Here is a 25552-nt window from a genome sequence, read left to right as displayed (position 1 = left end):
GCTGTTTAACCTCCGTCTTATTGTCTTCATAACTACAGTTTACATGAAATACTAGAAAATCGCGACTTGGGGGCAGGACTTTGAATCAATCTTGGCGAAAAGGAAGCAACAGTGGTAAACTAAGAGCAAAATGAATCTGCAAGCGACGGAGGTTCATAAAAGCGGCTGAACAAGTGCCAGATGTAGAGCGTGAGTAGTACTAATGATCTATATGTGGCCCCAAAATTGAAATGAAATGAAATTTTTCGAAAATGTAAGGCGTCATCCCAACAATTACATTTTTATAAGGAAGGTCAGCGTTTTGAACGATATGAACGGTGAATACGGCAATATAAAGGAAATGAAGGCTTTGCTGCGCGCCCGGATGTCCAAGCTTCGCAGCGAAATTCCGGCGGATCAGCATAAGGAAGCATCCGATCGCGCTTGCACTCAGGCAGTCCGCTGGCTGCAGCAGGAGAATATCCGGAGCTTTCTTATTTACGTGCCTTTCCGCAGCGAATTGGATACGAAACCGCTTATTGAAAAGGCGTGGCAGCTTGGAATCGACGTGTATGTACCCCGCTGCCAGCTCGCGAAACGCTTTTTGACGCTCCATCGGCTGCAAGGCTGGGATGAGCTGAGTGTAAGCTCATACGGTATTCCGGAGCCTGATCCCCTACGTTTGCCGGCTGCGCCGGAACATTTTATGCCGGAGGCGGTTATAACGCCCGGACTGGCTTATGACAGGAATGGCGGCAGACTGGGGTACGGCGGCGGCTACTATGACAGACTGCATGCGCGTTTTGCAGCCTTTGGCGGAGGAAAACTTCCGAAATGGGCCGGCATCGGCTTTGGGATTCAGGTTACCGGGCAGGTTCCCGTGGAAATGACGGATGCACGCCTTGAGGCTCTGATTACCGAGCATGGCATTGATGAAACGAACAAGGAGGCTGGCGATGGAACTGACGCATTTTAATGAACAAGGCAGAGCCAAAATGGTGGACGTCTCGGATAAAGAGGTCACATCCCGGACAGCGGTTGCGCAGACGTTGGTCAGGATGGCTCCGGCAACGCTTTCCCGTATCAAGGAAGGCAAGATAGGCAAAGGAGATGTGCTTGCCGTCGCTTCGGTGGCCGGCGTGATGGCCGCCAAAAAAACATCTGACTGGATTCCGATGTGCCATCCGCTCCCGCTGACGGGAATCGACATTCATTTTTCGGATAACGGCAATGATGAACTTTATATAGAAGGAACCGTAAAGACGACCGGCAAGACCGGGGTCGAAATGGAGGCTTTGACAGCCGTTTCCGCAGCCGCTTTGACCGTTTATGACATGTGCAAGGCGCTGCAAAAGGACATGGTGATCGGACCGACGCTGCTGAAATCCAAAACCGGAGGGAAAAGCGGCGATTACCGGCGCGAGTCCTAGGATAAACACATCCTGACTTTACAGAAGCAAAATTTCGGACTGAACCGCAAACTTCGACTGAATACAAACGGTTTGAATCATAGGATATATATTTATTGAATATAAAAGATGCGCAGGAGGTGGGGTGATCTTATGGTGTGGAAAACAGCCATCTTGACGGCAAGCGACAAAGGATCAAGAGGTGAACGTGAAGATACAAGCGCCCAGGTCATCCGGGAGCTGGTGGAGGAGGAACTCGGCGGGGAGATTGTGGAATACCGGATTGTACCCGACGAACAGGATGAAATTATCGCATCGCTGATTGAGCTTACGGATTATTTCCAGGCGGATTTGGTGCTGACGACAGGCGGGACGGAACTGGCGATCCGCGATGTTACCCCAGAGGCGACAAGACGGGTTATCGAACGAGAAGTGCCTGGCATGGCTGAAGCGATGAGAGCGACCGTGATGCAAAAGAACCGCGGGGCCATGTTGTTTAGAGGTATCTGCGGCATTCGCGGAAGGACGCTGATCGTGAATTTGCCGGGAACGCCCAAAGGCGTGCATGAGAATTTGGCTGCCATTATGGACCAGCTTCCCGAGGCGCTTCTGATGGTCACGGGACAGTTCCGGCAGTAAAAGTTTACGCTCTATTTCCAAAATTGTCACACTTATTTGATATTGTTGTGATTTGAGTTATGGTATGATGTGTTTGTGGCAGAATTTTGTCCAAAATGTGAGTATTAAAATACAATTCATGATTCTCTTTCCTCCATATCGGAGAGCGGATAGATCTGCTTTTTGTTTAAGAGTAAAGTACAGAGAGGAGAATTTGAAATGCTGAACGGTATTGGCGTACCGGGAATTATTTTGCTGGTGATTTTAGCCTTGCTGTTATTCGGGCCGAACAAGCTGCCTGAGCTTGGACGTGCCGTCGGACGGACCTTCCGCGAATTCAAGGACGGAGCACGCGAGATCATTGGCGAAGATGATGAGGCTTCCCGCAAAAAAGAGCCAACCCAAACGCTGGCTGCCGCTAATGAACCGCAAACCGCAGCCCCTGCAGCGTCACAAAATACTGCGGAGAGCAAGCGTCTTCCAGAATAGTCCCTGTTTTGGGCTTGGGAATCCCTTCCGTGCGGGGAGGGATTTTGTTTTGTCTTCGAGAGCAGGAAAGATAGGATGGTGACAGGATGTATGTCTGATAAACAGGTAGAAATGTCGATTGTCGAGCATCTCGGGGAGCTGCGCAAGCGCATTATTTACATTCTGGTCGTTCTTGTGCTGGGCCTGGTCATCGGTCTCATCTGCGGAAACCCCATTTATAAGTATCTGATCAGCGTGGACTTGGCCAAAGACTTCCAGCTTCATGCATTCGCATTCTGGGATGGCATCGGCATGTACATGAAAATCGCCATGGTTGTCGCGTTGGTATTGACCATCCCGTTTACGGCATACCAGCTGTGGGCTTTCGTAAGTCCCGGACTCCGGGAAATTGAGCGAAAAGCGGCACTTCGTTACGTTCCTTATGTCTTTGTTTTATTTTTGCTTGGCATTGCTTTTGGATATTATGTGGTGTTCCCGATGGCTCTAGGTTTTACGACGACCATCACGAAAAACATGGGTTTGACCGAAACATACGGTATTTCGCAATATTTTAATTTCATGTTTACGCTGGTCGTGCCGATCGCGCTGCTCTTCGAGCTGCCGCTCATCGTCATGTTTTTAACCAAGCTGAGAATATTGAATCCGCGCAGGCTGCGGAAAATGCGGAAAGTGTCCTACTTCGTGCTGATATTCATTGGGGTGGTCATTACGCCTCCGGATTTCATTTCGGATTTTCTGGTGGCGATTCCGCTTCTGCTTCTCTATGAGTTCAGCGTATTTTTGTCCTCGTTGGTGTACCGGAAACAGCTCGCGGCTGACGAGGCTGCCGAAGAGAGATACAAGTTTCCTGCGGAAGTGGAATAACAGTTGAATAAGAAGCGAGGATGATTGACGTCATTCTTATGAAAAGAACGTTTTTTCTCCGATGGGAGAGACGTTCTTTTTTTGTCGGCAGACAGCCCTTGCGTATATCATGATGACTCCCAACCCAATATTGAAAAGGGATGACGAGAATAGCCTTACGGACCTGGGGGAATACGTCTTGATGGGATGTCCATGAAAAAGTACAGGTTTCTTTGAAAAAACCATCAAGAGGACTTGAAATCTGTTCTCAAGTTGAGTATCATAAAAGTGGTTGTTAGCACTAGAAGGTGTCGAGTGCTAACACATAACGACAACAACGCCGTTACAGAAACACAACATATTAACAAGGAGGCTATTTTTCATGATCAAACCTTTAGGTGACCGCGTATTGGTAGAACCGATCGCACAAGAGGAAACGACTTCATTCGGGATTGTCCTTCCGGACTCCGCGAAAGAGAAGCCGCAAGAAGGTAAAATTGTTGCAGTCGGCGCCGGAGCCGTGAAAGACGGAGTTCGCGTTCCTTTGGAAGTGAAAGAAGGCGACCGCGTCTTGTTCTCCAAATATGCCGGAACAGAAATCAAATATGAAGGTAAAGAATATTTGATTATGAAAGAAAGCGACATTCATGCAATCGTAGGCTAAGGCCTGAACATAAGAATTACAGAATGAGACTATTAATTTATGGGAGGTTTTTATCAACATGGCAAAAGATATCCGTTTCAGTGAAGACGCACGCCGCTCCATGCTGCGTGGTGTAGACGCTTTGGCTAATGCCGTAAAAGTGACGCTCGGACCTAAAGGCCGCAACGTCGTGCTCGAGAAAAAATTCGGAAGCCCGCTCATTACCAATGACGGCGTAACGATCGCTAAAGAAATCGAACTGGAAGACGCTTTTGAAAACATGGGCGCTCAGCTCGTTAAAGAAGTAGCTACCAAAACAAACGACGTTGCCGGTGACGGTACCACGACTGCTACGGTTCTGGCTCAAGCCATGATCCGCGAAGGTCTGAAAAACGTAACTGCAGGCGCTAACCCTATGGTCGTTCGCAAAGGGATCGACAAAGCGGTTAAAGCAGCTGTTGCTGAACTGAAAAACATCGCAACTCCAGTTAACGAAAACCAAAAAATCGCTCAAGTCGCTGCGATCTCCGCTGCTGACGAAGAAGTAGGCCAACTGATCGCTGAAGCGATGGAAAAAGTCGGCAACGATGGTGTTATCACAGTCGAAGAATCCAAAGGATTCAACACTGAGATGGAAGTCGTAGAAGGCATGCAATTCGACCGTGGTTATGTATCTCCTTACATGATCACTGATACAGATAAAATGGAAGCCGTTCTGGACAATCCATATATCCTGATCACGGACAAAAAGATCTCCTCTACGCAAGAAATTCTGCCATTGCTTGAAAAAATCGTTCAACAAGCTAGACCGCTTGTAATCATCGCTGAAGATATCGAAGGCGAAGCTCAAGCGATGCTGGTTGTAAACAAACTGCGTGGTACCTTCAACGCTGTTGCCGTGAAAGCTCCTGGCTTTGGCGACCGCCGCGAAGCGATGCTGCAGGATATCGCTGCCCTGACTGGCGGCCAAGTGATCACCGAGAAACTCGGTCTGGATCTGAAGAGCGCAACCATCGAGCAATTGGGCAACGCGCGTCAAGTTCGCGTAACCAAAGAAAATACGACAATCGTGGACGGAAGCGGCGACAAAGCCGACATCACCGCTCGCGTAAACCAAATCCGTGCGCAGCTGGAAGAAACAACTTCCGAGTTCGACAAAGAAAAACTGCAAGAACGTCTGGCTAAACTGGCTGGCGGCGTAGCGGTTATCAAAGTCGGCGCTGCAACCGAAACCGAACTCAAAGAGCGCAAACTGCGCATCGAAGACGCCCTGAACGCAACCCGCGCTGCGGTTGAAGAAGGTATCGTTTCCGGTGGCGGTACTGCCCTCGTGAACGTATACAATGCCGTTGCTGCTGTTGACGTTCAAGGCGACGAAAAAACAGGCGTGAACATTGTTCTGCGCGCTCTTGAAGAGCCAATCCGCACGATTGCAGCTAATGCTGGCCAAGAAGGTTCCGTTATCGTGGAACGTCTGAAAAAAGAAACCGTTGGCGTAGGTTACAACGCTGCGACTGACGAGTGGGTTAACATGTTCGAAGCCGGAATCGTTGACCCTGCGAAAGTTACGCGTTCTGCCCTGCAAAACGCTGCTTCCGTAGCGGCTATGTTCCTGACTACCGAAGCCGTAATCGCCGACAAACCAGAACCGGAAAAACCAGCTATGCCTGACATGGGCGGCATGGGCGGTATGGGCGGCATGATGTAATAAAGGGAGTAGAGACCCTTTGACATATGAGTGTTTGTCTAACTAAGCATGCAATATGCTCGCTATAAATAGAAGCCCCTCACCAGTTCATCGGGAACTGATGAGGGGCTTCTTTGTTATAAAATGAAATATCAAATGGATGTTTCTATAGCTTTTGTTTTTAATGAGTAGTTATTTGGACCTCAGTATCAGGCAGCTTCCCTACTGCTGCAGGAGCGATTTCCTCAGAAGTCGAATTTAGCTCTATGTGGCGACCGTCAATCCACCAGTTGCCATTGTCAGTAGAGATAAGGAACCAGTCGGACCAACGTCCAATTACCTGAACGGTTTGTGGACTCAGAGTGGATACCTTAGGGGAAAAAGCATCCGGATATTTATAGGCATAAGCGTTATTCTTAAGATCGGCGGTTGCATCAATATTCTCAACAACGGCCAGCTTTCCTGGTGACGATTGGATCCAGCCAGTCCCCTGGTTGCTAACCACCTGATACCAGTCGCCCTTCTGAGCTGTAACTTCAACCTGTTGTGGGTTCAGTTTGGAAATACTGTCTGCAGCTCCAATTTTGCTATACAATTTGGTTTCTGCTAATAGACTCATAGACTGCTGGAGATATTGAACCTTTTGTTTTTCCAGCCAAAGATTATAAGATTTTTGCGCTGTAAATAACGGAACCAATTTATTTCTGGACCAAATTCCATTAAAAGCACTTAATGGCACGCTTCGTTCTCCGGCGTATTCTGCCACCTCGATGGTAAAGCCAGGGCGGCCAAATTCTTGGATGAACCAGTCTTTATAGCCTCCGCCAGAAGGATTTTTCTCAGGTTTAACAAGAGAATATCCTGTAAGCTTGCTTAGCTCCGCAGCTATAGCTTTATCTCTAGATAGGTTTTCACTAAGCGTGTTGAAGTGCCAGAACAGTATCTGTCCCGAGCTATGATAAGAAATCGTAAGTTCAGGATCGATCTTGTATGTAAAGTCCATCATACTTTGTACTTCTGGAGCTTGAGCCGCCCGAGTACCTTTATAATTTTGATGCCAAGGATACGCTTGGGCATTTCTAATAGTGTTCCATTTGGCCGGGTATTGGCGATTCAGATCGATTCCCTGCATATTGGCTTTCCAGCGATTAAAGTTAGTGCTATTGTCATTGTATTGTTTTAAGCTTTTCGCCAGATTTGCTGGTAGACCTGCAGTTCCTTGCTGTGATAGGGTTACACCATCCGGATTAACCATAGGAACAAACCAAATGCTTACGTGATCTAGTAATTCGCGTACGTTATATTTCGAGATATTTGTATTGTCATAATAGCTAGCAGCATATGTATCAATCATTTTCATTAAAAGAGACGTAGTTATCCATTCTCTGGCGTGATGTGATCCATTAAGAAATAGTACGGATTCACCCCGGCCTAATTTGATAGCCCATAACTCCCGGCCATATTTCGTCTTACCTATTGTTTCATAAGATATTAGATCAGGATAGGCATCTGTGAGTCTCTTAATGTCTTTCTGCATGATTGAATAAGAATAGATTTGGTTAGGATTTACGATAGATGTAGATGCCTTAGCGGATTGTGGGACTGCAAAAAAAGAGGCTACTAGAAACAAACATAGGACAAATAGAACTCTTTTCATTGGAGTAGTCTTTGGAACTGGTGACTTAATCAATATTTCGTACCTCGCATTCATCTGTTATTAAGTAAAGAGTCTTTCTAGTGACTAGAGTGTGTCTTCAAACCTAATTTAACCATAACAAAATAGAGGCCAATGATAGAAAGGCCGCAAAAGTACAGGTCAGCTTATCATAGCGAGTAGCCAACCTACGATAATGTTTGAGCTTGTTGAATAAACATTCCACCAGGTGGCGTTCTTTATAGAGCCACCAGTCGCATTTTCGCTGGGCTTTGCGATGTTTCCGACTTGGGATGACAGCAAAAGCGTGCTGTTTCTCAATCAATTCCAAAATATTGTTCATGTCGTAACCTCGATCGGCAATCACAGTTTTACCGGTGAGATCCATGGCTTGAAGCATTTCATAGCCCTTGACACAGTCATGGCTATTGCCAGCAGTCAGTTCAAATCGTAACGGATTTCCAAGTGCATCTACGATAGCATGAATTTTGGTTGTTATTCCGCCTCTGGAGCGTCCGATGGCTTGAAATTGCTGCCCCCTTTTGCGCCCGCTCCATGCTGATGGACGCGAACGATGGTAGCATCGATCATGATATTTTCAAAATCGGGAGATACGGAAACATGCTTTAGAATTTCATCCCATATGCCGGCCATCTGCCAGCGTCGAAAACGAGTATACACCGTTTTCCATGAGCCATAATGCTCGGGTAAATCCCGCCAAGGCGCTCCAGACCTTGCAACCCAAAGCATGGCGTTCAGCATCATGCGATTATCTTTCGCAATGCGTCCACCTTGAGGTTTTCGTTCTGGCGGCAGTAAATCTTTAATTTTTTCCCATTGATCATCACGTATTTCATATCGTCTTTTCATATGGCAAGTTTACCATGTTTTGGGGTGGATTTATAGTTTGAAGACACACTCTAGTTGCGAGTATAAGATAATGTACCTATTAAGTCAATCCATTTACTGGAATCGATATAAGTCTAATTTACCAGATTTATCGAAATTAATATGAGCCTAATTTACTAGAATTGGATGTTGTTTTCATTGATTTCAATTATTTGGGGGTAAGTCAAGGGTCTATAATTGGTTTTGAAAAGAGGATTAAAGAGTGGAGACAGCAAAGAAACTGTGCTAAAGTTGTATGGAGACAAATATCCAATTATGCGGGAAACTGGTGATGTACGAATCCAAACGGTATTTAGTAATGACTGAAACATTAAAAAACCTTATATTAATGAGAAACCGAATTATTGTGAAAGCTCACGAAACGGAATGATATATGGGCGGCATGATGTAATACGGGCTGCGAAGCCTTGATTTATAAGGGTTATTGAATGTGGGGAAAGCCATTTCCCCACATTTTCCCTACATAAGGTTGGATAATTAGAGGCTTCTCATAAGAGTTCAGCGAACTTTTGAAAAGCCTCTATTCATCGTATTAGGCAAGGAGACTCAGTCCTCAAGCGAGGTCTTCGTAATGCTTATCGTATATTTATATTAGAAATGCGGTAACTCAAATTGGAGGGGGATAATACGAAAACCGTCAAGCTTTATAAATGGGAAAATTTACAGGCGGATAGTGGTTGGAAGGTAAAACGCGGTTTCTCTATGTGGTATTGTCATTATGATTTTGTAGATTGTGACGAGGGCGTTGAATATGTTTTACCTGAAGGTTATGAGGTAGCAGAAAGTCCCTTAGGGGAGGAACTTATTTATGACTATACTGGTGACTATTGCGAAATTTCCATATCTCATAATAATCCTGTTTTATATAGTAACGCTGGGCGCGTGGAGTTGGTTAGAGCATGATCCCGTCTGCTAAATAAAAGGTAAAAAGGCTGCCCAATGGCAGCCTTGATATGTCCCAAGTTTAAATCTGTTTGTTTCCTTTTTGAATCCATTCACCGAACTGCTTCATGGCTTTTTCGCTGTGAACGTATTTATACGTTTTACCGTCCTCGTAATGGAAAATCGCGGCGCTGTCTTCATCGCCTTCGATCTCTGACGTGATCGAAAGGATACGCTCAACGTCGAGCAGCTTGAAATTGCCTTGTTCATCTTCAGCCGGTAGGGCCTGTTGCTTTTGTTCTTCTTCCATTCCATGAAGCCTCCACAATTCGTTTTGCTTCTATTATACCTGAACGAAAATTCGTTTTGCATTTGTGCTATGATGAAAGGACATACTATGCAGATTGATAAGAGACAGAGAGGATCGTGAAAGGGTATGGAACCACATATGATCCGGGCGAATATCAAGCCGGGAATGACCGTAGAAATCGTAAAGAAAGAAGACCAGCGCACAGGCAAACGTACGCAGGGCGTGGTCGGGAAACTGCTGACGAATTCGCCCAATCATCCGCGAGGCATTAAGGTAAGGCTTACCGACGGTACTGTGGGGCGTGTACAGGCCATTCTTTAACTGCGCCAGCGCAGTTCTGATTCTCATTAATTCCCCCTAGAAATCTAACGTTTCCTGTAAAATAACATCATTGCTTTCGCTGTCGATCATTTTAATGACCATCTGATTTCCATCGTTTAGAAACCGGACCGGAAACTGTGCCCAAGCACGCAGTCCGTGATTTACAGGAACTAAAGTCGTTTCATCTTTTACTTCCCCTAAGCTCAATAAAATATTTCCCTTCCCAAGATAAGCACCTATTTCCGATTGTTTATTGGACAAAGTGATGTTCACTTTGTCCCATCTCGGCAAATTTAAATTGAAGAGAATATGAAGCGTATTATCGTCTTTTCCGTATAGTATGGAACCCAGATCGGTAGAAATCACGTTTGTTTTTTGGCTGTTTAGCGATGTATTGAATGAGACTTGTTGTTCTTTTAAGTCTGGCCGCTTTTCATTTTGGGCAATGTGATCGGTCCTGTTAGACTCTGAACAGCCGCTCGCAAATAAAATAAACAGGCTGATGAACACAGTTCTTGCTGCCATTTTCTTCAACATTTCATTGCATCCTCCATTCTTATTTTGATATAAGTATACAGAAAGGCTTATGGAAAAATAAGGGGTTATTTTTGAATTTGTAAGTTATAGCAGCTTTTAAAAGCGGAATAATAAACATGCACTAAAGTGCATTTGTATAAGCGTACGCATTCCTGCATTCCAATTTTCTTTCACTTCTGCCAAGGCTGCCTTGAAGAATTGTAAGCGTAGAGGGAACGAAAGGGTTTTTGAAAAAAGAAACGCGCCGATGCTCGCTGTGCCAAGGGAAATCCAAGAAGATTCATGGTGTTTACACTCTTTTGTTTAATGAAATGTATAAAAAGGAGCTTGAATACACATTACTATGGAACACCAAGCAAGATGAATATTTACTGAATTTTAAGACTTTAATTTCAATGCTGCACAGTGGGATTTGCAACAGCGTGATTCGCGGCAATGATGCCGCAAAACGAATGAAATGTATGCAATCGAACTCCTTTGTTCATCATATGAAGGTTACACGGCGATGAAATAATTTATTTTTTAAATGTTGACAAAGGATTTTATACGCACTATGATGGCATTAATCTAATATTGGATGGCACAATGAAGGAGCGCAGTAGCGATTTTGTCACTGTTTCAGAAAGCCGGGGGTTGATGAGACCCGGTACACACAAACATTGCGAAGTACACTCTGGAGGATCTTAGGTAACGCTAAGCGGATTGGCAATCGATATCATTGCCGAGAGTGGTGTTAATGGCGGCTGCAGCGCCGTTAATGCAATTTGGGTGGTAACACGGTTAATAAATCGTCCCTATGTCTAGAATAGACAAGGAGACGATTTTTTTGTTTTTAAATCATAAATTCACCGAGGAGATGAACTACAATGATGAACATTATCGACGAGCTCGAATGGCGCGGCGCGATTAACCAACAAACAGATGCAGAAGGACTACGTAAACTTACTTCCGAGAAGTCGATTTCATTGTACTGTGGAGTTGACCCAACCGGTGACAGCATGCATATTGGCCACTTGATTCCATTTATGATGTTGAAAAGATTCCAGATGGCCGGACATCGCCCGGTAATCCTGATTGGCGGGGCAACCGGCACCATCGGTGATCCAAGCGGACGTACATCAGAACGTACTCTGCAAACCATGGACCAAGTGCAAAAGAATGTGGATGCACTGACAGCACAAATGAAGAAACTGTTTCTTAATGAAGGAGATACAGGTCTTCGCATGGTGAACAACTACGATTGGACGAAGGACCTGACCATCTTGGATTTCCTTCGCGATTTCGGTAAAAACTTTAGCGTCAATACGATGCTTGCCAAAGATATTGTAGCTAGCCGTCTGGATTCGGGTATTTCCTTTACAGAGTTCTCGTACCAGATTCTTCAGTCGATCGACTTCCTTCATTTGTTCAAACATGAAGACGTTCAATTGCAAATTGGCGGCGCCGATCAATGGGGCAACATTACAGCCGGTCTGGACTTGATTCGTAAAAAAGAAGGTTCAGAAGCGAAAGCCTTTGGTTTGACGATTCCTTTGATGCTGAAAGCTGACGGTACCAAATTCGGTAAAACGGCAGGCGGCGCCATCTGGCTCGATCCGAAAAAGACGACTCCTTTCGAATTCTTCCAGTTCTGGGCAAACCAGGATGACCGGGATGTCATCAAATACCTGAAATTCTTCACGTTCTTGACGAAAGAAGAAATCGACGCACTCGAAGTGAAGGTCCAGACCGAACCTCATAAACGTGAAGCGCAGCGGGTCCTTGCTGAAGAAATGACGAAATTCGTACATGGCGAAGAAGCGCTGGCCCAAGCCAAGAAGATTACCGAAGCGTTGTTTAGCGGCGATATCAAGGCGCTGACAGCTGACGAAATCGAACAAGGCTTCAAAGAAATGCCTACATTCCAAGCTTCCAAGGAATCCAAAAACATCGTGGACTGGCTGGTTGATTTGGGAATCGAACCATCCAAGCGTCAAGCGCGTGAGGATATCACCAATGGAGCCATTGCATTAAATGGAGACAAGGTAACCGATCTGGATATGGTCGTAACAACCGAGAACTCCTTCGACGGCCGCTTTATCATCGTTCGTAAAGGCAAAAAGAATTACAACCTCGTGAAACTCGGAGAATAGCTGATTATCAGCTATTCTCTTTTAGAAATGGAGGCGAGGATTAAAGATGCTTGGTTCGTGGAGACGGTCGCTACAGCTTGCATTTTTTAATCATCGTTTAATATCGGAAGTAAATCGGGTTAAGCAGGTTAACTGGCTTACGGTTGATTTAGGGCTAAGAGAAGTTGCCGACGCACATATTAATGAAGAACTTGACCGGATGTTAATCGGCTTTAACCGATTATTTAAGTATAAACGGGTTAAACAAGCAACGCTTGGTTATTTTCGGATGTTGGATATCCAAAAAGACGAAGATGTCTATCACCCGACCATCCATATCTTACTGCCGACAATCAAAAGTTATTTTCAGGGGAGATATTACATCAAATATGATGAATGGTTGGCTCTTTGGCACAAAGCGCTTGACATGGATCCTGAAAATCGATTATCCGTAAAGGTGAATGTGCTGAATGGAAGATGCGATCAGCAGGAAGCAGCCTGCAAAATGGAACAATTTTTAATTAAGCTTCATGATGAACCGGATCGCATTCCAAATCATGATACAAAACTTGCTTCACGCAGACTGATTGGATATAGTAGATTATTAAAAAAAGAGACGGATCGTTTGCTTCCAGAAATTGAATATAATATTAATCAATATGACATACATGATGATATTGCCAACTGTGCCTTCAAAAGCATGCTGCACTGGTATCCGGGAGTCAGGAAACAAGGCAATGATCCGCTCCATTCCGTTTCGTAATCTATGATTTTTATCACAATTTACGTGAAAAGATTGTTACGAAAAAGCCGATTTTCAAGCTGGAAAGACAGCTGAAAACCGGCTTTTATTGTTTTATTTTTCCTTTTTTTATCGACACCGGAATTTTGACAAATTGCAAAATACTAGAAACCAAGATTGATATTGCTTTTTTTGTAAAAGCGATTTCAGGGCCTTCCAAGTAAGGCGTTCATTTCTCCTCGCGTATAACTATTCTTTTTCGTGAATTTATCCTCGAGCTTCCACTTCATTCCTCAGCTTGGGAGAATGTGCACTCATAAGATGTAATTGCACAAGCCATCATAAAGTTAACGTGCCCCCATCCATAAATCACTGGCATGTCCCGATTTTTTCATTCGTAAAGGAGTGGTTGCAGATCAAATACATCATCTTTTAAGTTAAAAATATCAACTGGCATCAATATATAAATATCCACTTTTATAAATTAATATTCATAACTTTTCCCTGAAAATGCTTCAACCCATAAAAGCGTAAATCATTTAAAGCCTTCATCGGTGAAGTAGTAAAACCTTTAAAGTATTTATTAATAAGATTATGGAAAAAACCAAAAAAACCTTATGTGACAAGGTTTTGAACCAAATTGACACAACAAAAAAACAAGGCGTATACTTGCGGTGAAAGTTAATCGATTAACAAATTCATTTCATCCTTCGCCTTGAAAAGGTGATATTATTTTCAGAATTTCGAATGTATCCAAAATCATTTTAATTCATGTTTTATTCATATTCTGGATGCATTAGAAAGATAGATAAATAGAGAGAAAGAAGGGAGACTTTATGGCCAATTCAAAAAAATTAACTCTATTCGGGTTAATTGGGATCACGATGGCATTCTTCGGTACTGTACGTAGCGTGCCAACGCTAGCCATTACCGGTTGGACACAAATTTTCTACATGCTGGTTGCAGCTATTCTGTTTGCACTTCCGATTGCATTGATGTCCGCTGAACTGTCAACGGGATTCCCTGAAGAGGGTGGCCCGCAAGTCTGGGTTAAAAAAGCGTTGGGGGAAAAATGGGGGTTCGTAACCTCGTGGCTCTTATGGGTCCAAATGTTTTTCGGTATGGTTATGGTTGCTTCGACTGTAGGCGTACTGTTCGGTTATGTAATTAATGTTCCACATTTATCTTCAAATAACTTCTTTATATTTGCAGTCATTCTCATTTCTTACTGGGGCGTAACCCTATTGAACTTGAAGTTCGATATGGTCAAAATTGCCGGTAACTGGGGTTCGATTATCGGGGTATATATTCCCTTTGTTGTTCTGGTGGTGCTTGGTGTCGCTTATATGATCAAAAACGGCATTAATCCAAGCGGCTACTTGGCAAACTTTAAAGCAGGCGACCTCCTGCCAAACCTTGGTGACTTGGGAAGCTTGGCTTATTTATCCGGTATCATCTTTATCTTCGCTGGTGTTGAGATTTCCTCAGTGCACGCGAACAATATTGAAAATCCGAAACGCAACTATCCGATTGCGGTTATTGCTTCCGTAATCCTGCTGGTCATTTTCAACCTGATTGCGGGTTTGACGGTTGCGAACGGTGTTCCAATGGGCAAAATGGAACTTTCGAACATTACGCAGCCATATATGATTTTCTGTGAAAACTTAGGTATTCCATCCATTTTCGTTAACATTATTTCCGCGATGATCTTGATCGGTGTTCTTGTTCAGCTTAGCGCATGGGTACTTGGTCCAAGTAAGTCGATGATTAAAGTCGCAGAAGACGGTAACTTGCCGCCATTCTTCCAAAAGAGAAACAGCAAAGGAATTCCGATTTCCTTCGTATTGATCCAAGCGATTGTTATTTCCTTGGTTTCCGTCATGTATATCGTTGTTCCTGACGTTAACAGTGCTTTCTTGGTCATCACGATTACAACAACGATTCTATACTGTATCGTATATGCGCTGATCGCCATTTCCGCCGTGCGTCTGCGTTATAAATCGCCTGATATGGAAAGACCATTCCGTCTTGGCAATAAAGGTAATGGATTGATGTGGTTCGTAGCATTGTTATCCTTACTGAGTGTTGTTATCACGATTATTGTCAGCTTAATACCGCCATCCATTCTTCCTGCAAGCTTCTCAACAGGGTATGTCATTTACCAGGTCGTTGCGACAGTTGTCATGGTTGGTATTGCACTGCTGATCTACAAATATAAGAAGCCAAGCTGGAAGAAGAGTGAATAATTTCACAAACTAAATTTCGCTAACAAACTTTTATATACAATAATTTCTCATCATTTCTTTATAAATGGAGGTACTCAAGCAATGAACTATCAAATTCCTGATATTAACCTAAAAGCATTGTTTCTTGGCTCTAAAGGCGAAAACGTCGATCTGTTCAAGGAAGTTCTGCTCAAGGTCGTTGACGAGCATGTAGGCTGGCGTCAAAATTATCAACCGCAAGACTTGCCAGTGATTACACCTTTCGATAAAAGTTCAAAGAGCTTCCAGGATACAGCCGATCATGTACGCAGCGTATTTAACGTATTGTCTTCCAAACTTCGTTCCGAATCGCTGCCATGGCATAGCGCAGGCCGTTTCTGGGGACATATGAACTCCGAAACCTTGATGCCGGCCATCATCGCTTATACAGCAGCAATGCTTTGGAACGGCAATAACGTGGCTTATGAATCCTCTCCAGGTACGTCGCAAATGGAAGAAGAAGTTGGCCATGAAATTGCTAAACTGATGAGCTACAAAGCAGGGGAAAGCTGGGGCCACATTTGCGCCGACGGCTCCATCGCCAACTTGGAAGGTCTGTGGTATGCACGTAACATCAAATCCCTTCCGCTGGCGATCAAAGAAGTTGCGCCTGAATATGTAGAAGGCAAATCCGAATGGGAATTGCTGAATATGTCAACAGAAGAAATTATGGAACTCACGGAAAAACTCGCTGACAGAATGGATGAAATTAAAGATAAATCCGCTCGTAGTGGTCAAAACTTGCAAAAGCTTGGTAAATGGCTCATCCCGCAAACCAAACACTATTCCTGGTTGAAAGCCGGCGATATCATCGGCATCGGTCTGGATCAAGTTGAGGCCATCGATGTTGACAGCGAATATCGTATGGACATCAACAAACTCGAAAAACGCATTCGCGAATTGGCTGAACAAAAAATTCCGGTTCTCGGCGTCGTAGGTGTTGTCGGAAGTACGGAAGAAGGCCAAATTGACCATATTGATAAAATCATCGAACTGCGTGAAAAACTTGCTAAAGAAGGCATTTACTATTACGTTCACATCGATGCTGCATATGGCGGTTACGCACGTGCAATTTTCCTCGATGAAAATGATGAATTTATCGAATACAACAAAATCGATGAAGTATATAAAAAATACAATATCTTTACAGATATGAAGCTGAAAGACGAATGGCTGACTGAGGATATCTACAATGCCTTCAAAGCCATCAGCAAAGCGGAATCCGTTACAATTGACCCTCACAAAATGGGTTACATTCCTTACTCTGCTGGTGCGATTGCGATCCGCGACATCAGAATGCGCGAATCGATTTCTTACTTCGCAACTTATGTATTCGAAAAAGGCGCGGATATTCCTGCACTGCTTGGTGCTTATATCCTTGAAGGTTCCAAAGCCGGCGCAACGGCAGCCGCTGTATGGACAGCCCATAAAGTATTGCCGCTGAACGTTACAGGTTTCGGTAAATTGATGGGTGCCAGCATCGAAGGCGCATACCGCTTCTACAATTTCTTGAAGAACAAGAAATTCAATGTCGATGGCAGAATCATTGAGCTTCATCCATTGACCAAACCAGACTTCAATATGGTTGACTATGTCTTTAATGAAGAAGGAAACACCGATCTGGTGAGAATGAACAAATTGAACCATGACTTCTTCGATTATGCTTCTTATGTCAAAGGCGGTCTGTACAGCAATGAATTTATTACTTCCCATACGGACTTCGCTATTCCGGATTATGGCAACAGCCCGCTGGAATTCGTGAAGAGCCTCGGATTTACCGACCAAGAATGGGATCGTGCCGGCAAAGTCACTATCCTTCGCGCTTGTGCACTGTCTCCGTATGCGCATGACGCTGCAACTTTCGAAGAATATGCAGAGAAAATTGAAAAAGCAATGCAAGAAAAACTTGAAAAAATCTACATGTACGAAATGAACGAATAATACCAGCAAACAACCATTAATAATCAACAAAAATAGGGAAATGCGTAACACCGGATGAGCTGGATGTTACGCATTCCTCTTTTCCCTTAAGGAGTGTTTCTGACATGTCCGAGATTAAAAAAGTGCTTACGGTTGCAGGTTCGGATTCAAGCGGTGGCGCTGGCCTAGAGGCTGATCTAAAAACATTTGAGGAGTATGGAACCTTTGGTTTTTGTGCCATTACCTCGATTGTAACCATGGATGAAGACAAGAACTGGCATCATGAAGTGGAGCCGATAAATCCGGAACTTGTATACAAACAAATTAAAACGGTTTTATCCGGCGGTAAGTTGGATGCATTAAAAACCGGAATGCTTGGATCTGTTAAAGTGATCGAACTTTTAAGTACCATCATCGATCAAAATGAAATCGAAAATATCGTGATCGATCCGGTTATGGTATGCAAAGGCGAAAACGAAGTCGTTCAACCTGAAAATGGGCAAGCTATTCGAGAGTTGCTGCTGCCCCGGGCCACCATTGCGACACCGAATTTGTTTGAAGCAGGTCAGCTTGCGGGAATTGCGAAAGTCAGCACCATTGACGATATGAAGGAAGCTGCCCGCAAAATCATCAGTCTTGGAGCTAAGAACGTTGTCATTAAAGGCGGCAAAGGGCTTCAGGCAGAGAAGGCGATTGATTTGCTGTTTGATGGTTCCGAATTTACGTTGTATGAAGCAGATAAAGTCGATACGGATCATAATCATGGTGCGGGCTGCACATTTGCCGCCGCGATCGCTGCCGGATTAGCTCAAGGAATGACCGTCAAAACCGCAGTCAGCAAGGCAAAGGAATTCACGACCGCAGCTATTTCGGGCGGATTTGCTTTTAATCGTTTTGTAGGACCGGTTTGGCATGGCGCTTTTCACAAGGCTGAGCAACGCATGAACAAGTATAGATGAGGCAGCTTTGGTCCATCTTATAATTCAATTCCACGAAATTGTGACTTCTTGCTATAGATGGTCAATACACGATAAGGAGTTCAGCCATGAATAAAGAAGTGACTTTAAAAGAAAGCCTGTTTCTTTTAGTCGTTTTGTTAGCCATTATTGGAGCATGCATCATTGGTCTGGGAATGGACCCTCAAATTCCGATCTTAGTTTCATTAGGCATTCTTATCATCTTCGCCAAAATCAAAAAGGTCTCCTGGGATCGTATCCATAAAGGAATAATGGGAGGAATCTCCCCCGGTTTAATTCCTATTCTTATCTTTATGCTGATCGGGGCGCTCATTAGCGTCTGGATTGCAGCAGGAACGATTCAAACGATTATGGTGTATGGTTTCAACATATTATCCGCTAAATATTTTTTACCTTCTGTGTTTGTCATTTGTACAGTGGTAGGAATTACAGTAGGCAGCTCATTTACAACGATCTCGACCGTCGGCATTGCCTTTTTCGGAATGGGTCAAATTATGGGTTATCATCCTGCCATTGTAACAGGCGCTATCATTTCCGGCGCATTTTTGGGAAACAATATCTCTCCGTTATCCGATACAACCAACTTGGCTTCGGCCATTGCTGAAGTTGACTTGTTTGACCATATCCGCTATATGATACGCGTTGTTATTCCGGCATTTCTCATCTCCCTGATTTTTTTCGGTGTGGCGGGACATGCCAAAGTGCTCTCGACGGGGCAGGAAATTAACCAATTGGTCGATACATTAAGCTCTTCATTTCCAATTTCGGTTGTTACACTAATTCCAGTAGTGGTACTCTTTTTATGCGCATGGAGGAAAATTCCGGCGATTCCAACACTACTGTTAAGCATTGTATTTACCATCGGCGTCATTTACATTTATCACCCGCATACCAGTTTGTCTGACATCTCGGTATTGATGCAAAACGGTTATGTTTCTAATACCGGTGTCGGTACTGTGGACAAGCTGCTGACACGCGGCGGCATTCAGAGCATGATGTGGTCGGTGTCCCTGATTTTACTGGCACTTGCGCTCGGCGGATTGCTTGTAGAATTGAATATCATCAAAACCATCATCTCCCGCATCACTTCCTTTGTCAGTACTAAAGGCAAACTTATTTTGATGACGGCACTTAGCTCGATGGGAATCAATTTATTGCTCGGTGAGCAATATTTGTCGATTATTTTACCCGGTGAAGCGTTTAAGTCTCAATATGATGCGATTAACATTGAACGTAAAGAAATGTCAAGAATTGTGGCCAATGCGGGCGCAGCCGTCAATGCTCTGATTCCATGGGGGGTAAGCGGCGTATTTATTACAGGTACGCTGGGCGTATCGACATTGGAGTATCTGCCGTTTGCGATCTTCTGCATTGCGGCTCCGCTTTTGAACATCTTGTACGGATTTATGAGCAGAAAAGGAAAACCGAGGGCATCCTCAAAAGCAGCATGATGAACTTGATTGTAATTGAATGAAAAAAAGTTGGTTTTTGGCCAGCTTTTTTTCGTTCAGAGGACAACATCGCTCTGCGTTTTGCATATGGAATTAATTGCAAGTAAAAAATAATGGTATAGTATGGTATACATAAATTCAGAGCAGTCATCACTTGAGGAGGTACAACGTATGCTTATTGATGAACTGAAAGGTAAAGCATTGGACGAATTTTTTGAAGGCTTATTGACATTAGAAACGATTGAGGAATGTTATGCCTTCTTTGATGATTTATGTACGGTGAATGAAATCAAAACCTTGCTCCAACGTTTTCAGGTTGCCAAAATGCTTTATAACAATAACACGTACAGTAAAATTGAAACCGAGGCGGGAGCAAGCACAGCAACCATCTCGCGCGTGAAACGTTCTCTGTATCACGGCAACGACAGTTACGAGTTGATGTTCGGTCGTATGCAGAATAAGCCTAATTCCGGGCAGCACTCAGAATAACTGCTGAAAATTTAGTATAAACCAGCACGGAATAAAATAACGCATTCATATTCGAATCCCTTCCCCAGCCCACCTCTAGTAATCATATGATGGTTCCTGTCGTTTTTTAGCGGGAATTTTGTGTAGAAATATTTTACGCACAATCATATAATTAAAATATATTTTCAGAGGGGTGGGTGATACACTTTACAAAATCATATTTAAGTTGAATTAAAGAAAATGAAAAGGGATGGGCAAGAGGCCCCGTCCATTCATAATCATTGGTTCAACTTATATAGCGCTTATGGTTTGTAAGAACTTCAAAATTGGGGAAGGGAAGTGGATGTTATCGTACCTCGGAAATCATGGTTCAACAGACATCTCAGTTCAGTCCTTAGCATTTGTTTAATTGTAAGCGCATTCATGGTTGGAACGCCGGCTTCCGTAATGGAAGCAGCCGCAAAGGAGGAAATTAACGAAGGACAAACAAATTGGCCCGGAGCGGGTCAGAGCGGGGAAGGAGAGATCAAAGCTCCCGATTCCGGGACGCCGAATTCCCCGGCGGAGTCGGAAGAATCCGGAGGAGAGCTTCAAGGCGCAGAGCCAAGCGATGGACCGGAAAGAACGCAAGATGAACCGGGTAAAGGCAGCGAGGAAAAAGCGGATGCGGAGAAAAATGCGGATTTGGCCCGTCTGCGTATCTCCCCGGAGCCCGTTACGGTAGTTTTAGGTACATCCATAAATTTGTCGGTACAAGGATATGCTAAAGACGACAGCGAAGTGAACGTTCCTCAGGATCAGGTGATTTGGAAGCTCGAAACGGATGGCGGCACGGATGGCGCAACGTTATCGGGAGCCGTGCTGACTGCCGGAGACAAGCTGGGATCTGGGGTTATAACAGCGGAATACAGCGGTTTAACCGCGGAAGTTCCCTTGAATGTGGTGGCCCCGGAACAGATGGCATCCGCCGGAAGCGAGTGGGTCCGGGTATTTGAAGATTTCGAAAATATCGAAGATATCAGAGTGACGTCCGTCCAAGCCAATTCAGCCGTTCTGGATCAAGCGGAGCGTCCGGAGCCTGTGAAATACGGGCTGAAGTCCGGCAGGTTGAAATATGATTTCACTAATAACAGCGGGACTTCGGCGGCTTATATAAGGTTTAAGAATCCGGATGGCAAAGACGGTCGCGATATTCCCGGCAAGCCGAAAAAAATCGGGTTCTGGGTATATGGCCAAGATAAGCAGCATTGGATTCGCGGACAGGTGCAGGACAGCCTGGGCAAGCAAACTACGCTTGATTTTACCAAAAGCAGCGACGTTTTGAACGGCTGGCGGTATGTAACTGCCGATGTGCCCGATGGGGCAGAGCCAATCAAACTCAATTATATTTATTTGGTGGAAACCGGCACGAAGAGTGCGGGAACCCTGTATGTGGATCAGGTGAGCGTCATTTATGAGAACACCGATATATTTGGCGTTGAATGGTCCGGAGTCAAACCGCTTGGCATCGGGCAAACCGTTCAAGCCGGTGTTCTGGTTACCCGAAATGGCGTGTCCGATCCGCAGCCTGCGGAAAGCGGAAGCGTCACGTACGCAAGCAGCGACGAATCCGTGGCAGCGGTGGACGCAAACGGCAAGATTACCGCGCTTGCCGCCGGGGAAACGGAGCTGACGGCTACATACCGGAATCAATACAGCGCTGTGTACCGGCTGACAGTATCTCAGAATCCGGCCATTCCAGAGCGGCTTTTGATTGAAGGACCGCTTTCGCTTGTGCTTACCGAAACCGCCAATTTGAAGGCCTTTGCCGTTTATGGTGAAGGGGAGCCTGTTGATGTGTCAGCGGATGCAACGTTTGAAGCCGAGCCCGGCAGCAGCGTTGCTGAAATTACCGGAAGGCAGATCCGGGCTTTACAGGTAGGTGAAACAACGGTGACAGCAAAATATGAAGGGCAAGATGCCATCTATAAGGTTCAGGTGAAGGCAAGCGAACTGAAAAGCATTGAAATCCAAGGCGTATTTTCGGTCGTGATCGGAGAGGAGGCCCCTTCAGCCGAAGTATTCGGGGATTATAAAGCGCAGGGCAAAAAGGAAATTACTACGGGTATCACTTTTGGCAGCACCAATGCAAATGCGGCCATCATTGATCAGGTGACCGGACAAATTACGGCAAAATCGCCGGGAACGACGATGATCACCGCGGAAGTCGAAGGGAAAAAGGCCCAGCAGCTGCTCGTCGTAACGAATCCTGCGGTTCATCCGAAGCGGGAACTGCGCGGCGCATGGATTTCGACGGTGGAGAATATCGATTGGCCGACCAAAGGCGAGTTTGACCCGGAAAAGCAAAGGCAGGATTTCGTGAAGCTGCTGGATGAATTGAAAGAGACAGGCATCAATGCGGTTTTTGTGCAGGTCAGACCGACAAGCGATTCCTTCTTCCCGTCGGAATACTTCCCATGGTCGCATTGGCTGACAGGGGAACAAGGGAAAGCGCCCAGCGACGGTTACGATCCGCTGAAGTTTATGATTGAGGAGGCGCATAAGCGGAATCTTGAATTCCATGCGTGGATCAATCCGTACCGGATCAGCATGCATGACAAACCTGAACTGCTCGCAGAAAGTCATCCGGCGCGAGTTCATCCGGATTGGGTCGTTAAAAATAACGGAAAATTGTACTTCAACCCGGCGATTGTGGACGCTCAAAATTACATCATCAACGGCGTGAAGGAAATCGTGCAAAAATACGATGTGGACGGCATTCATATGGATGATTATTTTTATCCGTATCCGGGGGATGAACCTTTTAACGACAGCAAGGAATACAACGAATATAAAAACGGCGGAGGCACGAAGTCGCTGGCCGATTGGCGTAGGGACAACGTCAATTCGATCGTGGAAGGGCTCAATTCAGGAGTCAAGAGTATCAAGCCTTACGTCAAATTCGGCATCAGTCCGTTCGGTATCTGGCGGAATAAAGGAACCGACCCGACAGGCTCCGAAACCAACGGCCTGCAAAATTACGATGATTTGTATGCGGATGCAAGAACATGGATGAAAAACGGCTGGGTGGATTATTTGGCGCCGCAAATCTATTGGCATTTCGGAAATCCAGCGGCGGCATACGAGAAATTGATCGATTGGTGGACGAAAGAAATTAACGGGGAACATGATCACTCCGGAAAACATAATATCCAGCTGTATATCGGTCAGGCCGCTTACCGCGTCGGCGAAAGCAACTGGACCAATCCGGATCTGCTGCCCGCACAGCTGAGATACAATAATGATCAGGGAAATAATATAGCAGGGAATATTATGTTCAGCACTTCGGATCTGCTTCGTAATCCCCTGGGAGTAAGGGATGCAGTCGCATCGATGTATTCGCGTCCCGCGCTGGTTCCGGTCATGCCTTGGCTTCCTGACGATACGCCGGACGCGCCGGTATTGACCGGACTGAAAGGGACGGGCGGTTCCATAGAACTTGCCTGGAAGGATAATGGGGATAAGGCGCCGGCTTATTATGCCGTTTACCGTGTCAACGGCAAAGGGGTTATCAATCCTAACGATACATCCCAGCTAATTGATACGGTGCGGAGAGTTGAAGGGGAAACGCAGGTTTATACAGATCGGAGCGCCGCTGCAGGTCAGGATTATACCTATGCCGTATCAGCCGTGAGCCGGCTTCATCATGAAAGCGGACTTAGCAATCCCCTTTTCAGCCAAACGGAAGAAGCCGTTTTTGCGTCCATTAAATTGGGTGATTTGCGCATGATGACCATTTCTCAAACCCAGCAGGTGAAGGTCTACGGTATTCTCGCATCCGGGGAGAAGCGGGAAATTTCGGATGGAGTAACCTTTACCAGCTCCGAACCGAAAACGGCAAGCATCAGCCCGGTTGGACTCATCACTGCCTTGGCTGAAGGCAAAACAGTGATTAAGGCGGAATACAAGGGGCTGCAAGCATCTTATACACTGAAAGTTGAGGCGGCGCCAACGACGAATCCGGGATCTGGAGGTTCGTCATCGGGTTCCGGCGGGTCGTCAGGAACGAGTCCTTCATCGCCAGCAACCCCGCCGCCAGCCAAAGATTCCGGCATATGGATCGTATCGGACCGCGATTTGGATCATGTAAAAGGCGGCAAGTTGGATATCCAGATCGGTTCCGGAAAGACGCAGGTACAGCTTCCGGGAAGTACGGCAGCCCGTTTAGGCAAGGAAGGAACCTTGAATCTCCATGCGGAAGGGATCTCCCTATCCATTCCTTCATCCGTATTGGAGGAGGCAAACCGTCTTGCTGCCGGTGCCGATCCAAACGGATTGAAGATTAGGGTTGATATCGAGCCGCTGGCAGCGGACAAAGCGGCAGAGAGTTTGAAACAGCTGCGGCAAAATGAAAAAAATGCCGTACTAACCGTCGGCCGAATATTCCGTCTTGGAATTTCCGTCCAAACCAAAGACGGAAAATCCAGCAGTCTGCCGCAATTCGGCAATAAGGTAAAACTCACGCTGGATATTCCGGAGGGAGCAAAACCGGAACGGACCGGAATTTACCGTGTCACGGCAAGCGCAATGGAATATGTCGGCGGCAAGCAGGAAGGAAAAAGATTGACAGTTCTTGTAAACAGACCGGGACAATACAGCGCCATCGCTTATGATCAAACTTTCAAAGATGTGGCTGCCAGTCATTGGGCTGCCGAAGTGATTAAGGATATGGCGGCCCGTCATGTACTCGGCGGATTCCCGGATGGATCTTTTGCACCGGATAAGCAGGTTACCCGTGCGGAATTTGCTTCCATGCTGGCCCGGATTCTGGATTTGCCTGCCGGCCAAGGCGTAACGTTTACCGATATCGGCGAGAACGCTTGGTATGGCAAGGAAATTGCGGCAGCTGTGCAGGCGGGAATTGTCCAAGGTTCCGGAGACGGTAAATTCCATCCGAATCAGTCCGTGACGCGTGAAGAGATGGCCGTCATGTTGGTTAACGCTTACGCGGCCGCTGGCGGCCGGATGTTGGATCATCCGTCGGACGCTGTCTTTAAGGATCAGGGCCAAATCAGCAAATGGGCGCAGGAAGCCGTTAACAAGGCTGTCGGAGCAGGTCTTTTGCAGGGCAGCGGCGGCAATTTTAATCCGGCGCAGGGCACGACCAGAGCGGAAAGCGCGAGGGCGCTCGCCAATTTGCTGGCGAAGATTGAAAAGCTGCCTTGAATGATTGGCGCAGTTCTCCTTTTGGGAGCTGCGCTTTTTTTCGGTAAGAAAATTCCGAGCCTCACTGGAATCAATCCCCTTTTCACCTCTACAAAAGGTCTTCTTTTCTTTTGGCCCCGACCGGGTTCAATGA

The 25552-nt window shown here is 45.5% G+C and carries 20 protein-coding genes, 1 pseudogene and 1 other annotated feature; of the genes and pseudogenes, 17 read left to right on the top strand and 4 right to left on the bottom strand.

All coding sequences use genetic code 11. The features are described 5' to 3' along the window. Nucleotides 1-310: 310 nt before the first annotated feature. From L6442_RS27495 to groL, 7 genes are all read left to right on the top strand, one after another. Nucleotides 311-955 (top strand): 5-formyltetrahydrofolate cyclo-ligase, encoded by a 645-nt coding sequence (locus L6442_RS27495; RefSeq protein ID WP_237100421.1) that lies wholly within the window; start codon nucleotides 311-313, stop codon nucleotides 953-955. Then, nucleotides 936-1409 (top strand): cyclic pyranopterin monophosphate synthase MoaC, encoded by a 474-nt coding sequence (gene moaC / locus L6442_RS27490; RefSeq protein ID WP_194230572.1) that lies wholly within the window; start codon nucleotides 936-938, stop codon nucleotides 1407-1409. Before L6442_RS27495 ends, moaC begins: the two co-directional genes overlap by 20 nt. 132 nt (nucleotides 1410-1541) lie before the next feature. Continuing rightward, nucleotides 1542-2027 (top strand): MogA/MoaB family molybdenum cofactor biosynthesis protein, encoded by a 486-nt coding sequence (locus L6442_RS27485; RefSeq protein ID WP_194230571.1) that lies wholly within the window; start codon nucleotides 1542-1544, stop codon nucleotides 2025-2027. Nucleotides 2028-2225: 198 nt separating this feature from the next. Beyond that, nucleotides 2226-2495 carry a twin-arginine translocase TatA/TatE family subunit gene (locus L6442_RS27480; protein ID WP_212978085.1) on the top strand — a complete coding sequence of 90 codons (270 nt, stop codon included), beginning with the start codon at nucleotides 2226-2228 and terminating at the stop codon, nucleotides 2493-2495. Nucleotides 2496-2585: 90 nt separating this feature from the next. Beyond that, entirely contained in the window at nucleotides 2586-3359 is a 774-nt protein-coding gene (tatC, locus tag L6442_RS27475; protein WP_212978084.1) for a twin-arginine translocase subunit TatC, read from the top strand. 361 nt (nucleotides 3360-3720) lie between these two features. Then, entirely contained in the window at nucleotides 3721-4002 is a 282-nt protein-coding gene (groES, locus tag L6442_RS27470) for a co-chaperone GroES (RefSeq protein WP_212978083.1), read from the top strand. 58 nt (nucleotides 4003-4060) lie between these two features. Then, the gene (gene groL, locus L6442_RS27465; RefSeq protein ID WP_212978082.1) at nucleotides 4061-5689 is read left to right on the top strand and encodes a chaperonin GroEL; all 1629 of its coding nucleotides are present in this window, start codon (nucleotides 4061-4063) and stop codon (nucleotides 5687-5689) included. Between the two features lie 160 nt (nucleotides 5690-5849). Here the strand turns inward: groL and L6442_RS27460 are convergent, their stop codons facing one another. Both L6442_RS27460 and L6442_RS27455 read right to left on the bottom strand, forming a co-directional pair. After that, nucleotides 5850-7358: a M14 family metallopeptidase gene (locus L6442_RS27460; RefSeq protein WP_212978081.1), complete on the bottom strand. Its 1509-nt coding sequence runs from the start codon at nucleotides 7356-7358 to the stop codon at nucleotides 5850-5852. A gap of 70 nt (nucleotides 7359-7428) precedes the next feature. Further along, nucleotides 7429-8192, bottom strand: a pseudogene (locus L6442_RS27455) (IS5 family transposase). Nucleotides 8193-8843: 651 nt separating this feature from the next. Between L6442_RS27455 and L6442_RS27450 the strand changes: the two are divergent. Further along, entirely contained in the window at nucleotides 8844-9134 is a 291-nt protein-coding gene (locus L6442_RS27450) for a hypothetical protein (RefSeq protein WP_212978872.1), read from the top strand. Between the two features lie 61 nt (nucleotides 9135-9195). On the opposite strand, the gene L6442_RS27445 is transcribed toward L6442_RS27450, so the two are convergent. Continuing rightward, nucleotides 9196-9423, bottom strand: coding sequence for a hypothetical protein (locus tag L6442_RS27445; protein ID WP_212978873.1), 228 nt, complete (start codon nucleotides 9421-9423; stop codon nucleotides 9196-9198). Between the two features lie 126 nt (nucleotides 9424-9549). Between L6442_RS27445 and L6442_RS27440 the strand changes: the two genes are divergently transcribed. Continuing rightward, entirely contained in the window at nucleotides 9550-9744 is a 195-nt protein-coding gene (locus L6442_RS27440; protein WP_194230562.1) for a YwbE family protein, read from the top strand. 36 nt (nucleotides 9745-9780) lie between these two features. On the opposite strand, the gene L6442_RS27435 is transcribed toward L6442_RS27440, so the two are convergent. Continuing rightward, nucleotides 9781-10281: a hypothetical protein gene (locus L6442_RS27435; protein WP_212978874.1), complete on the bottom strand. Its 501-nt coding sequence runs from the start codon at nucleotides 10279-10281 to the stop codon at nucleotides 9781-9783. A 576-nt stretch (nucleotides 10282-10857) separates the two neighbouring features. Continuing rightward, nucleotides 10858-11080, top strand: a binding site (T-box leader). A 70-nt stretch (nucleotides 11081-11150) separates the two neighbouring features. Between L6442_RS27435 and tyrS the strand changes: the two genes are divergently transcribed. The 8 genes from tyrS to L6442_RS27395 all read left to right on the top strand — a co-directional run bounded on the left by tyrS (nucleotide 11151) and on the right by L6442_RS27395 (nucleotide 25419). Beyond that, on the top strand, nucleotides 11151-12413 hold the full coding sequence (tyrS, locus tag L6442_RS27430; RefSeq protein ID WP_212978981.1) for a tyrosine--tRNA ligase: 1263 nt from the start codon (nucleotides 11151-11153) through the stop codon (nucleotides 12411-12413). A 46-nt stretch (nucleotides 12414-12459) separates the two neighbouring features. Further along, entirely contained in the window at nucleotides 12460-13155 is a 696-nt protein-coding gene (locus L6442_RS27425) for a protein rep (RefSeq protein WP_212978875.1), read from the top strand. A gap of 815 nt (nucleotides 13156-13970) precedes the next feature. Next, entirely contained in the window at nucleotides 13971-15380 is a 1410-nt protein-coding gene (gene tyrP, locus L6442_RS27420; RefSeq protein WP_212978876.1) for a tyrosine-tyramine antiporter, read from the top strand. 81 nt (nucleotides 15381-15461) lie between these two features. Then, nucleotides 15462-17339, top strand: a complete 1878-nt coding sequence (tdc, locus tag L6442_RS27415) for a tyrosine decarboxylase (protein WP_212978877.1) — start codon at nucleotides 15462-15464, stop codon at nucleotides 17337-17339. 104 nt (nucleotides 17340-17443) lie between these two features. Beyond that, nucleotides 17444-18277, top strand: a complete 834-nt coding sequence (gene thiD / locus L6442_RS27410; protein ID WP_212978878.1) for a bifunctional hydroxymethylpyrimidine kinase/phosphomethylpyrimidine kinase — start codon at nucleotides 17444-17446, stop codon at nucleotides 18275-18277. 86 nt (nucleotides 18278-18363) lie between these two features. Then, the gene (gene nhaC, locus L6442_RS27405) at nucleotides 18364-19746 is read left to right on the top strand and encodes a Na+/H+ antiporter NhaC (RefSeq protein WP_212978879.1); all 1383 of its coding nucleotides are present in this window, start codon (nucleotides 18364-18366) and stop codon (nucleotides 19744-19746) included. Between the two features lie 171 nt (nucleotides 19747-19917). Next, the gene (locus tag L6442_RS27400; RefSeq protein ID WP_212978880.1) at nucleotides 19918-20235 is read left to right on the top strand and encodes a YerC/YecD family TrpR-related protein; all 318 of its coding nucleotides are present in this window, start codon (nucleotides 19918-19920) and stop codon (nucleotides 20233-20235) included. A 318-nt stretch (nucleotides 20236-20553) separates the two neighbouring features. Further along, nucleotides 20554-25419: a family 10 glycosylhydrolase gene (locus L6442_RS27395; RefSeq protein ID WP_212978881.1), complete on the top strand. Its 4866-nt coding sequence runs from the start codon at nucleotides 20554-20556 to the stop codon at nucleotides 25417-25419. The last annotated feature ends 133 nt before the right edge of the window (nucleotides 25420-25552 follow it).

It is taken from the genome of Paenibacillus azoreducens, assembly GCF_021654775.1.
Classification (GTDB): Bacteria; Bacillota; Bacilli; order Paenibacillales; family Paenibacillaceae; genus Paenibacillus_AQ; species Paenibacillus_AQ azoreducens.
This window is presented reverse-complemented; position numbering and strand designations above follow the sequence as displayed.